The organism is Streptomyces sp. NPDC046977 (assembly GCF_040644455.1).
Taxonomy (GTDB): Bacteria; Actinomycetota; Actinomycetes; order Streptomycetales; family Streptomycetaceae; genus Actinacidiphila.
On sequence record NZ_JBEYWO010000014.1, the window covers coordinates 214,613 to 225,244 of the forward strand.

At 72.8% G+C, this 10,632-nt stretch carries 10 protein-coding genes; 8 read left to right on the forward strand and 2 right to left on the reverse strand.

Annotated elements, in window-relative coordinates:
• The first annotated feature begins 394 nt into the window (after positions 1–394).
• The 7 genes from ABZ883_RS22485 to ABZ883_RS22515 all read left to right on the forward strand — a co-directional run bounded on the left by ABZ883_RS22485 (position 395) and on the right by ABZ883_RS22515 (position 6,045).
• Positions 395–1,216, forward strand: a complete 822-nt coding sequence (locus ABZ883_RS22485) for an IclR family transcriptional regulator C-terminal domain-containing protein (protein WP_360908670.1) — start codon at positions 395–397, stop codon at positions 1,214–1,216.
• Positions 1,217–1,347: 131 nt separating this feature from the next.
• Entirely contained in the window at positions 1,348–2,562 is a 1,215-nt protein-coding gene (locus tag ABZ883_RS22490) for a CaiB/BaiF CoA-transferase family protein (RefSeq protein WP_360908672.1), read from the forward strand.
• On the forward strand, positions 2,559–3,419 hold the full coding sequence (locus tag ABZ883_RS22495) for a citryl-CoA lyase (protein ID WP_360908674.1): 861 nt from the start codon (positions 2,559–2,561) through the stop codon (positions 3,417–3,419). Before ABZ883_RS22490 ends, ABZ883_RS22495 begins: the two co-directional genes overlap by 4 nt.
• Positions 3,412–4,275, forward strand: a complete 864-nt coding sequence (locus tag ABZ883_RS22500; RefSeq protein ID WP_360908676.1) for an extradiol ring-cleavage dioxygenase — start codon at positions 3,412–3,414, stop codon at positions 4,273–4,275. The genes ABZ883_RS22495 and ABZ883_RS22500 overlap by 8 nt, the downstream gene beginning before the upstream one ends.
• Entirely contained in the window at positions 4,272–4,631 is a 360-nt protein-coding gene (locus tag ABZ883_RS22505; RefSeq protein WP_360908678.1) for a hypothetical protein, read from the forward strand. The genes ABZ883_RS22500 and ABZ883_RS22505 overlap by 4 nt, the downstream gene beginning before the upstream one ends.
• Positions 4,628–5,593, forward strand: coding sequence for a zinc-binding alcohol dehydrogenase family protein (locus ABZ883_RS22510; protein WP_360908680.1), 966 nt, complete (start codon positions 4,628–4,630; stop codon positions 5,591–5,593). Before ABZ883_RS22505 ends, ABZ883_RS22510 begins: the two co-directional genes overlap by 4 nt.
• Before the next feature lie 59 nt (positions 5,594–5,652).
• Positions 5,653–6,045, forward strand: coding sequence for a hypothetical protein (locus tag ABZ883_RS22515; RefSeq protein WP_360908682.1), 393 nt, complete (start codon positions 5,653–5,655; stop codon positions 6,043–6,045).
• A gap of 46 nt (positions 6,046–6,091) precedes the next feature.
• Here ABZ883_RS22515 and ABZ883_RS22520 read toward each other — a convergent pair whose 3' ends face one another.
• Positions 6,092–6,805, reverse strand: a complete 714-nt coding sequence (locus tag ABZ883_RS22520; RefSeq protein WP_360908696.1) for an NPP1 family protein — start codon at positions 6,803–6,805, stop codon at positions 6,092–6,094.
• 413 nt (positions 6,806–7,218) lie between these two features.
• Positions 7,219–9,183 (reverse strand): sigma-70 family RNA polymerase sigma factor, encoded by a 1,965-nt coding sequence (locus ABZ883_RS22525; RefSeq protein ID WP_360908684.1) that lies wholly within the window; start codon positions 9,181–9,183, stop codon positions 7,219–7,221.
• Positions 9,184–9,482: 299 nt separating this feature from the next.
• On the opposite strand from ABZ883_RS22525, the gene ABZ883_RS22530 reads away from it, so the two are divergent.
• A complete protein-coding gene (locus tag ABZ883_RS22530; protein WP_360908686.1) occupies positions 9,483–10,445 on the forward strand; it encodes a thaumatin family protein in 963 nt (320 codons plus the stop codon).
• Positions 10,446–10,632: the final 187 nt, after the last annotated feature.

Sequence of the window (10,632 nt, forward strand, 5' to 3'; positions counted from 1 at the left end):
CTCGCCAGGGGTGCGGCATGGCAGGCAGCCGCCCGTGGCCGATCAACGGACTTCCGTCCGGCAAGCGGTCACTTGGAATTTCTGTCACTGTGATGTCGTGTGCCGGTGCTGTCAAGGAATCTGTCCGCACCTGTTGCGCGGCGTTGCCGCGTGCCTTCTTCGGCGGTCTTGCGCATCATGTCCGCCTGCCGGAGCCTGGGGGGAGGTGATCGGGCGGGCGACCGGCCATCTGTGCGGCAGGAAGGGCCAGAGACCGTCGTGACCTGCTGAAACAGAGGGCGTTCGGCCCGCCGGCAGCCCGGTGGTGGGCCCGAACTCGCGTCCGCCTGCCGGACGCTAGGCTGGGCCGTTCCCGTGGATCGTCCACCGATCCCGTACGTCAGCTGGAGGCGACATGCCACGCGAGGGCACCGGACCCGACTTCATCGAGGCGCTCGCGCGCGGCCTGGAGGTGATCACGGCCTTCGCGCCGCACCGGCCGGCGATGTCCCTGAGCGAGGTGGCCGCCGCGACCGGCCTCGCGCGCCCGACGGCCCGCCGTATCCTGCTCACCCTCCAGGAACTCGGCTATGTGCGCGCCGCGTCCGGCGGGGGCGGCTTCGTGCTCACGCCCCGGGTGCTCGAACTGGGCGTGGCCTATGTGCGGTCGATGGGGCTGTGGGACGTGGCCCGCCCGCACATGGAGGAACTGTCCGCGCGCACCGGCGAGTCCTGCTCCGTCGCGCAGCTGGACGGCCCGGACATCGTCTACGCGGCCCGGGTGGCCGTACCGAAGATCGTGACCCTCGCCGTGCAGATCGGGACGCGCTTCCCGGCCCTGCAGACCTCGCTCGGCAAGGTGCTGCTGGCGGCGCTCGCGCCCGGGGAGGTCGACGGCGTCCTCGCGGAGCCCAGCCGGTCCGGGCTGGAGCCGCGCTGGCGGCCCGGACCCGAGGAGCGCGACGCGGAACTGCGCCAGGTGCGGGCCCGCGGCTGGGCGCTGACCGACGAGCAACTCGCCCGCGGCATCCGGTCGGTCGCGGTGCCGCTGCGCGACGGGACCGGCCGGGTCGTCGCCGCGCTCAACGTGAACACGCACGCCGCCGAGACGTCCGTGGAGCACCTGCTCGACCATCATCTCCCGCTGCTGCTGCAGGCCGCCGGGGAGATCAGTGCCGATTTCGCCCGGCTGGAGACCGTTCCGCACGTGACGCAGGCCGCGTTGCCGCGCGCGTGACAGTGGGAGAGCGAGGCCAAGGGAGGACGCCGCGGTTTTCGGGAGCCGGACGGTCTTGACGTCGGCGGGTGACGTGCCAGAATCGCACGAGCGGACAGTCGTCCGCCTCGCGGACATGGAGGCCCACCCCTATGCCGAACACCCACCTGCCACCCGAGCCGCCGCCGCAGGCAGGGCCCCTGGCCGGTGTGCTGGTCGCCGACTTCTCCCGGATCCTGGCCGGCCCCTACGCCTCCATGCTCCTGGCGGACATGGGCGCGGACGTCGTCAAGGTGGAGAGCCCCCAGGGCGACGACACCCGGTCGTGGATGCCCCCCGTGCGCGGCGAGGTCTCGACGTACTACCTGGGCGTCAACCGCGGCAAGCGCTCGATCGCCCTGGACCTGCGGGACGCGGACGACGCCGCGGCCGCCCGGGAACTCGCCCGCCGCGCCGACGTGCTGATCGAGAACTTCCGGCCCGGCGGCCTGGAGCGCTTCGGCCTGGACTTCGCCTCGGTCTCCGCCGCCAACCCCGGCGTCGTCTACGCCTCCATCAGCGGCTTCGGCACCGGCCCCGGGCGGAACGTACCCGGCTACGACCTGATGGTGCAGGCCATCTCCGGCCTGATGAGCCTGACCGGCGACCCCGACGGGCCGCCCTACCGCGCCGGCATCTCCGTCTTCGACGTCATGGCGGGCAACCACGCGGCCATCGGCATCCTCGCGGCGCTGCGCCACCGCGACGCCACCGGGAACGGCCAGCACGTCGAGGTCAACCTGCTGTCCTCGGCCCTGACCGGACTGGTCAACCACAGCTCCGCCTACGCCGCCGGGGGCGTGGTCCCCTACCGGATGGGCAACGCCCACCCCAGTGTCTTCCCGTACGAGCCGCTGCCCACCGCCGACAACGACCTCATCGTGGCCGCCGCCAACGACGGCCAGTTCCGCAGGCTCTGCGAGATCCTCGGCATCCCCGAGGTCGCCGACGACCCGCGCTTCGCCCGCAACGCCGACCGCACCGAGCGGCGTGAGGAACTGCGCCCCCTGCTGGTCGGGCAGCTCGCCAAACGCGGCGCGGACGAGTGGTTCGAGCTGCTGGTCCGGGCCGGCATCCCCTGCGGGCCCATCAACACCATCGACGGCGGGTTCGCGATGGCCGAGCGCTTCGGGCTGGACCCGGTCGTCGAGGTCGGCGAGGGCGACCGCGCGGTGCCCACCACCCGGCACCCGATCCGCTTCTCCCGCACCCCGGCCGGCTACCGGCTGCCGCCACCCGAACTGGACGAGCACGGGGACGAGTTGCGGGCCTGGCTGGGCGAACCGGGCGATGGCGTGGACGCCGCCGGTTCCGGGGAGGAGCGGTGACGGGGCCCGGCGGGCAGCCGGCCCACCCCGGCCCGCCCACGTACCCCACCGCCCTCGGGGCCTCGTCCACGGAGTCCATCACCCTGCTCGGCCACGACCTTGCCGAGGACGTGATGGGCAGGGTCGGCTTCGGTGAACTCGCCTTCTGGCTCGCCACCCAGCGCCGTCCCACGGCGGGGGAGACCCGGGTCTTCGAGGCCGTGCTCGCGGCATTGGCCGACCACGGCTTCACCCCCACCGCCATCGTCACCCGGCTGACGTACCTGTCGGCCCCCGACTCGGTGCAGGGCGCGCTCGCTGCCGGACTGCTCGGCGGCGGCTCCCGCTTCCTCGGCGTCACCGAGGACTGCGGCCGCTTCCTGCACGACGTCCTCGACACCCTCGACGGCCCCCGGCCCACCGACGACGCCGGCTGGGACGCGCTGGCGCTCACCACCGTCCGGGCCCGGCGGGCCGAAGGGCGCTTCATCCCCGGCCTCGGCCACCACGTGCACAAGAACGGCGACCCCCGCACCCCCCGGCTCTTCCGCATCGCCGAGGAGGAAGGGCTCGTCGGCCCCCACCTGTCGCTGTTCGCCGCCATCGGCCGGGTCCACCCCGAGGTGCTCGGCAGGACGCTGCCGCTCAACGGGGCCGGGGTGTGCGGCGCCGCGCTCGCCGACCTCGGGCTTCCCCTGCAACTCCTGCGCGGCTTCGCCCTGCTGGCCCGTACCGCCGGGCTCATCGGGCAGCTCGCCGAGGAGCTGCGGTACCCCGTCGCGAACGAGATCTTCCTGTCCGTGGACCTGAACAACCGGTCCGTGGAACCCGATCCCCACTCACCCGCCGACGAGACCCACGGAGGTCCGCATGGCTGAGCTGGTCGCGGTCATCGCGTCCACCCACCACCCGTTCTACTACCGGGCGAGCAACGCCACCGGGGAGGACCGGCCGCCCTTCGCCGACGAATGGGTGCGCAAGGTGGAGGCGTTCCGCGCGACACTGACCGCCGCCCGGCCCGATGTGCTGGTCATGGTCGGCTCCGACCACTTCCACCAGCTGTGGCTGGACAACATGCCCCAGTTCCTCGTGGGCAAGGCGCCCTTCTACGACGCGAACTTCCACAACGAGGAACGCGAGTTCGGCCTGCCCCGCATGCTGCTCAAGGGCCACGAGGACCTCTCCTCGCACGTGCTGCGCGGCGGCCTCGACCTCGGCTTCGACCTCGCGTTCTCCAACGAGCTGCGCATCGACCACTCCATCACGTGCCCGATCATCACGCTGCGGCCGGAGAACGACCTGCCGATCGTGCCGATCTACACCAACATCTTCGCCCCGCCGCTGCCGCAGCCCAAGCGCTTCGTGCAGCTCGGACGGGCGATACGCGAGCTCATCGAGTCCTGGCCGGCCGACCAGCGCGTCGCGGTCGTCGGCACCGGCCATCTGTCGCTGGAGCTCGGCGGGCCGCGCCAGTTCGGGCCGCACGGCCCCGACCCGGAGTTCGACCGCAAGGCCGTCGAGTGGATCGCCTCCGGTGACATCGAGGGCTGCCTCGCCGAGGTCACCCTCGACAGCCTGCACCTGCCGGGGAACGCCACCCACGGCTTCATGGACTTCATGCTGATGATGGGTGTCGCCGGTGAGGGCCGGAAGGCCGACTACACCGACACGTTCGACCTGTTCCACACCATGGAGGCCTACTTCACCTGGTACCCGCGCGGAGGCCGCTCGTGAGCAAGTACCTGCTGAACAAGTTCCTCTACACCGTCGACCGCGACCCGGAGCTGCTGGAGCGCTACCGGGAGGAGCCGGCGGCCACCGTGCGGATGTGGGAGGACGAGTACGCCAACCGCATCCTCAACTGCCTGCACGGCGAGGCCTCGACGTGGCTGAGCTTCGACGACACCGAGCGCGAGGCCCTGTCCACCCACGACTACCCGAAGCTGTTCGAGCTGGGGGCGCACCCCTTCCTCACGATCACGCTCTTCATCGGGCTGTTCGAACGCGACCACGGCCCGCTGGAGTTCCAGAAGGAGTACGCCCGGCGGCTGTCGCACATGACGCTGCCCTACCCCGACATCACCACATGACGATACGGGCGGCGGAGATCGCCGAGCCCGGCCGGCCGCCCCGGGTGGCCGACCGGGAGCCGCCGCGGCCGGGGGAGGGCGAGGTCCTGGTCGAGGTGCGGGCCGCGCCGCTGACACCGCTGGACCTGCTGTGCGCGAGCGGCACCTCGTACTTCGGCCGGCCGCGCACCCCGTACGTGCCCGGCGTCCAGGGCGTGGGCCTGCACGCCGGGCGCACGGTCTGGTTCCCGACGTCTGCGGGCATGGCACCCGGGGACGGCAGCATGACCCAGTTCGCGGCGGTCCCCGAGGAGGCGCTGGTCGAACTGCCGCCCGGCGCCGACCCGGTGGCCGTCGCCGCCCTGGGCCTGTCCGCGGTCGCCGCGCACATGGCGCTGACGTGGCGCGGCGAACTGGCCCCGGGGGAGCAGGTGGTCGTCCTCGGCGCCGGGGGCACGGTCGGGCAGGCCGCGGTGCAGCTCGCCCGGGCCGCCGGTGCCCGACGTGTGGTGGCCGCCGCCCGCTCCGCCGCGGCGCGGGAGCGGGTCCGAGACGCGGGCGCCGACGCCGTCGTCGTCCTCGACACCGATGACGTGGGCGAGTTGGCCGCCCGGATCGCCTCCGCGGCGGACGGGCCCGTGGACCTGGTCATCGACCCGCTTTTCGGCCCGCCGGCCGCGGCGGCGGCCCGTACCCTGCGCGGCGGCGGACGCCTGGTCAATCTGGGCAGTTCCGCGGCCGAGACCTGCCCGCTCGACTCGGGGACGCTGCGCAGCCGTTCCCTGCGGGTCCTCGGGTACACCAACAACGAGCTCACCCCGGCCCAACGGGCGGCCTCCCTGGTCGAGATCGCCCGCCGCTCGGCCGAGGGCGGGCTCACCGTCGCCCATGAACGGGTTCCGCTCGACGACCTGCCCGCCGCATGGCACCGCCAGGCGACGGGCACCGCGAACGGCCGCGCCGTCCTGCTCCCGCACGGGTAGGTGCCGCCCCGGCCCGCCCCGCCCCGGAACCGGGCCCGGGGCCGGGGCGTCAAAGCGCCATGAATCCCAGAATCCCGATTCTCGTCCTTGCCGCGGCACTCTCCACCGCGGTCCTCACCGGATGCACCAGTGACGGCGACCGGCCGCGCCGTACCGCCGGACACGAACCGACGGCCGCGGCGACCGGCGCAGCCGTGCCGCGTGCCATGCCGTTCGAGCTCTACACCCACTGCGGAATCGACGACGTCCGTATCGGTTCGGCGTGGTTCGAGGCCGAGCGCCCGCTCTCGGACGGCTCCGGCAACCCGCCCGCGGGCTGGGACAATCCCCTGCACCAGGGCACGATGACCGTGGTCTCGCCGACCGAGGCCGTGTTCACCGACAACGCGGGACACCGGGTGCGGTTCGTTGCCCGGCCGGGTGCGACGGAGCCCAAGCGGCTCTGCGAGTGAGGCGCGCGTGCGGCGCCCCGGGCGGGGCACCGCACGCGACGGCGGATCAGGCGTTGGGGTCGAAGGGGATGCCGGACGGCTTGGCGTTGGCGAGCGTGGAGTTGAAGCGGGCGTCGTTGATCTTGATGGTGGCCGAGCCGAAGTCCGCGTTCATGAGCTTGTCGCGGTAGCCCGCCGGGTAGCCCGCCCAGCCGACGAGACGGGGGAAGAACCAGCCGCCCGTGGCGTTCTCCGGGGGCTCGTCGTTGGTGTTGGCGAAGCGGAAGCAGTGCGTCGAGGCACCGTCCTTGTGGTACACGATCTTGGGGTGGGTGCCGTCGAAGCGGATCGCGGAGCGGGCGGCGATCTGGTAGCCGGAGTGCTGGGACGCCGCGACGTACTCGACCTGGTTGTTGTGGATCCACACCACGACGTGCTCCCAGTCGTGGGTGTGGCCGATGGCCGCGGGGCCGAGCGTGGCCTGGTCCTTCTCGAAGTAGCTGGCGTACACGACGGCGCACCAGTCGTTGTTGCACTTCTCGCGCGAGTAGGTGTTGGCGTTGGCCAGCTGGGCGTAGTCGTGGCAGTGCCCGTTGACGTCCCCGCCCAGCTTCAGGCCGGGGTTGAGGGTGCCGTCGGCACCGATGGCGGCCGTGGTGTAGCAGCCGTCCTTGTCGTAGTCGTAGGCCGGGGAGAAGGACTGCTCCAGGCCGTCCGCGTTCTGCGGCAGGAGCTGGAGAACGGAGGCGTTGGCCTCGGCGGGGAAGGCAAGGACCGCCATCGCGCCCAGGGCGGTCGCGACGGCGCCCAGACGGAGACGGCCGGGGCGCCGGGTACGGGACGCCGTTTCAGCGGGATTGTTTTTCGCCGACCTCAGGCTGCGCACGAAGAACTCCTCGGCATGAAAGGGGGCAGGGGTCTCTTTTCGCAGGAATTCCCTGCCCGAGGACTGACGGTTTCGCGCGACGAAGGTTTCCGGCCGTGCCGGAGCGGCCGGAGAGATCATCTCCGGCCTGAACTCCGCCTGTTGATGCGTCGACAAGTTATCCGAGGCCGATCCGGTGGCGCAAGCACGCATTTCCGGAACGGCATTCCCGACATGTCCCGGCTTTTGTTGGGGGTAAGACGGGGAAGAGCAGGGCCAAGCGGCCGGGAAATTAAATACCGCTGTGAATCAGCCGACCGTCCGGGGTGTTATGAGTGCGCCGCCTGGAAAGCGCGGCCCGCGGCCGTGGCCGTCGTGCCGTCGGTGAACAGACCGCTGCTCGGCTTGGCGGCGTCGGCCCCGAGCCCGAACCACGCGTACCGCTGCAGCCAGGGCAGGCCCTCCAGCGCCTTGGTGGACGCCGTGACAAAGGCCGCCTGCTGGTCGGGGGTGGGGAAGCGGGTGCCGTGGGAGAAGTCGATCAGGGCGTACTCGGTGAGCCAGATCGGCTTGTTGTACCGCTGGTGCACCGCGTTCAGATAGGACGTCAGCTGCCCGACCGCCTCCGGGGTGCGGAAGTCGCCCCCGTACCAGTGCAGGGTGATGAAGTCGACGCGGTAGCCCTTCGCCTTCGCTCCCGACATGAAGCGGTCCAGCCAGCCGCCGGGGGTGTCGCCGCCGTACGCGACCGCCGGACTGCCGAGCACCTTGCCCGCGTCCATGAGCTGCGGCCACAGCGAAAGGGCCTGCTCCACCGTCATGTTGGACTGCTCGGCCATGTCCGGCTCGTTGAAGCCCAGCAGGTACGGGCCCTGGGACTTCGCCTGCGACAGGTTCTGCGGCGTGACGGAGTCGCGCCCCCAGATCATCGGGACGAATCCGGTCGACGCCGGGCTCGTCACCTCCGAGTGCTGCGTCGACCAGGTGTAGAACCAGCTCGCGCCGGACGCCGCCAGCGCCTTGCTCACCCCGGGGAAGGTCCACACCCCGACGCCCTTCTTGGACGTCGAGGCGATGTTCACCGCGGGCGGGGCGGCGGGTGCCTTGTGCGTGGGCCTGGGCGTCGCCTTCTTCTTCGCCGGCGACTTCGACGCGCTGACGGACGGGGACGGGCTCGCGGAGTGTGCCGAGGCCCGCGGTGAGGCGGTGGGCGTGCCGACGGGGGCGGACCGCGCGGGCAGCGCGGCTGCCTCCTGCGGGGTGTCCGACGAGTTCGACGTGAGCCCCGCGGCGAGCAGCGCCACCGTGACCACGGCCGCGACCGCGGCCCCCGAGACGACCGGAGTGCTGAACACGCGCGACGCGGGCCGCGCGGCCCGGTGCGAATGCCGCGCGCGGCCGGCCGCCCGGTGCCCCGCGGGGCTCCCCGGACCACCGGAGGACCCCGGGCCGGAGGGAGCCGCGGCGGGCGTCCCCGCCTCGCGCGCGACCGCCGCGACCACCCGCGCCGGGTCCAGCGCCGGGGGCACCGCCAGCAGCGGCAGCCCGCTCAGCAGGCGGTCCATCGGGAACAGGCCCTCCTCCATCCCGCCGCACACCGGGCACCCGCGCACGTGCCGCGCGAAGCGCTTGCGCCACAGCGGGCTCGGCACGCCGTCCCAGTGGTCGGCGGGCGCCTGGAGCTCGGCGCAACGCGGCGCCGCGTTCAGGGCCCGCACCACCACGCGGGCGGCCTCCATCTGCTTCTTCATGCGCTGCACCCGCACCGCGGCGTGCCGGTCCGACAGGCCCAGCGCGGAGGCGAGTTCGGCCCGGTCCAGCTCGCCGCTCTCCTCCAGCCACCACAGGGAGAGCAGCTCGCGGTCGTCCTCGTCGAGCCACCGGGTGGCCTCCGCGACCTCGCGGCGCTGCTCGGTCAGGCCCAGCCGCAGAATCGTCAGCCCGGCGAAGTCGAGGCCCGGGTCGGGTATCTGCTCGGCGGCCGCCAGGTCCGCGCTGCGGTCCCGGGCCGTCGCGCGCAGCCGCGCGTGATCACGGACCTGCCGGATCGTGATCGCCACCAGCCACGAGCGGAACGCCCCCGGGTCCCGCAGCTCTCCCAGCCCCCGCACCATGCGCAATAGCGTCTCCTGTACGACGTCGTCCACGTCGGCGTGGCCGTTCAGCGCCCGGCCGACGATGTTGTAGACGAGCGGCAGGCACTCGGCCACCAGCTGGTCCAGTGCCCGCCGGTCGCCGGCGCGTGCCGCCGTCACCACCCCGGCGCCGGGTCCGCTCCGGTGGGTCTTGCGCATGTGACTCCACTCTTCCCTTCGTACCGGCGCCCCGTGGCGCGGCACTTGGTCTCGCTGCCCTGACCCGTCCGGCCCGTGCGCGGGGCGGACGGAAATGCCTGCACGTACAGGAGACGGCCGGCCGCTGCCCGGACAACACAAATCCCGCGGGAACCCCGCGCGGATTTTGTGTTGTCGGACGTCCCCGGACGCGGTCCCCGATACGTGCGCACGCACCAGGTGAGGACGAGGAGGGCACAAGGATGGCACGACGCGGTCGGCACGGCGCGAAGTCCCCGCAAGGGCGCAGGTGGGCGTCGGTGGCAGCAGCGGTCGCGGTGACGGTTCTCGCCGTCTACGGGGCCCTCACCCAGTTCGGCACGGGCGACGCACCGGCGACGCGGGCGGCGGTACGGGACGCGGCGGCGGCCGCCGCCCCCTCCCCGGCGGCGACCGCCAGGGGGACGGGACCGGCCGCCTCGCCCCCGGCCTCCCCCTCGGCGAGCCACCGGCCCTCCGGCTCGCCCAGCCCCTCGGCCAAGGGCAGCACCCGGCCCACCCCCACCGCCAAGACCCCGCCCCGGGCAGGCACGTCCCGGGCTGCGGTCCCGGCCGGCAGCCGGTCGATCACCGTGGTCAACCGGACGCAGGAGACGGTCTGGGCCGTCGTCACCGACTCCCCGGCCTACCCCGGCGGCCGCAGGCTCGCCCCCGGGCAGAGCACCACGCTGACCGTGGGCAACAAGTGGGGCGGACGGATCTGGGGCCGCACGGGCTGCGCCACGACCGCCGCGAGCGCCTGCCGCACCGGTGACTGCACCACCGTGTGCAACGGCCCCAACCCACCCACCACACTCGGCGAGTTCACCTTCGACGCGTACGCCGGCCTGGACTTCTACGACGTGAGCATGGTCGACGGCTCCAACCTGCCCATGTACATCAACATCTCGCACACCACGAGCAGCGACCCGGTCAGCGCCTCCGGCTGCTACCGCGGTACGTGCACGAGCCCCGTGGACTGCCCGAGCGCCATGCAGGCCAAGGCCGGCGGCCAGGTCATCGGCTGCAAGCCGCCCTGCGCGGCCTTCGGCGGCGACGTCTACTGCTGCCGCGGGACGTGGGCGGGCCGCACCAACTGCGTGCCCTCGAAGTGGCCCGTCGACTACACCCGAGTCTTCAAGAAGGCCGCGCCCTACGCCTACTCCTACGCCTTCGACGACTCGGCGACCATGTCGTGCAAGGGGGCCTGCTACTACCGGATCACCTTCGGCACCACGGGGTAGCGTTCCCGGCCGGGTCAGGTCAGGCGAGCAGGGCGGCCGTGAACGTCCCGCGGCGGCCCACGAGCCAGTCCTGCACACGGTCCCAGCGCCGTGTGCCACCGCGTTCCGCCATCAGCCGTACGAAGCCGGGGTCGCCGTCGGCCGCGCGGCCGACGGCGCACGCCCGGCAGACGGCGGTGGCCGCTTC

Bases quoted from the DNA above. Each gene is read 5' to 3' on its own strand.
- ABZ883_RS22485 (WP_360908670.1), top strand. From the start codon at position 395: ATGCCACGCGAGGGCACCGGACCCGACTTCATCGAGGCGCTCGCGCGC.
- ABZ883_RS22490 (WP_360908672.1), top strand. From the start codon at position 1,348: ATGCCGAACACCCACCTGCCACCCGAGCCGCCGCCGCAGGCAGGGCCC.
- ABZ883_RS22500 (WP_360908676.1), top strand. From the start codon at position 3,412: ATGGCTGAGCTGGTCGCGGTCATCGCGTCCACCCACCACCCGTTCTAC.
- ABZ883_RS22510 (WP_360908680.1), top strand. From the start codon at position 4,628: ATGACGATACGGGCGGCGGAGATCGCCGAGCCCGGCCGGCCGCCCCGG.
- ABZ883_RS22515 (WP_360908682.1), top strand. From the start codon at position 5,653: ATGAATCCCAGAATCCCGATTCTCGTCCTTGCCGCGGCACTCTCCACC.
- ABZ883_RS22520 (WP_360908696.1), bottom strand. From the start codon at position 6,805: ATGGCGGTCCTTGCCTTCCCCGCCGAGGCCAACGCCTCCGTTCTCCAG.
- ABZ883_RS22525 (WP_360908684.1), bottom strand. From the start codon at position 9,183: ATGCGCAAGACCCACCGGAGCGGACCCGGCGCCGGGGTGGTGACGGCG.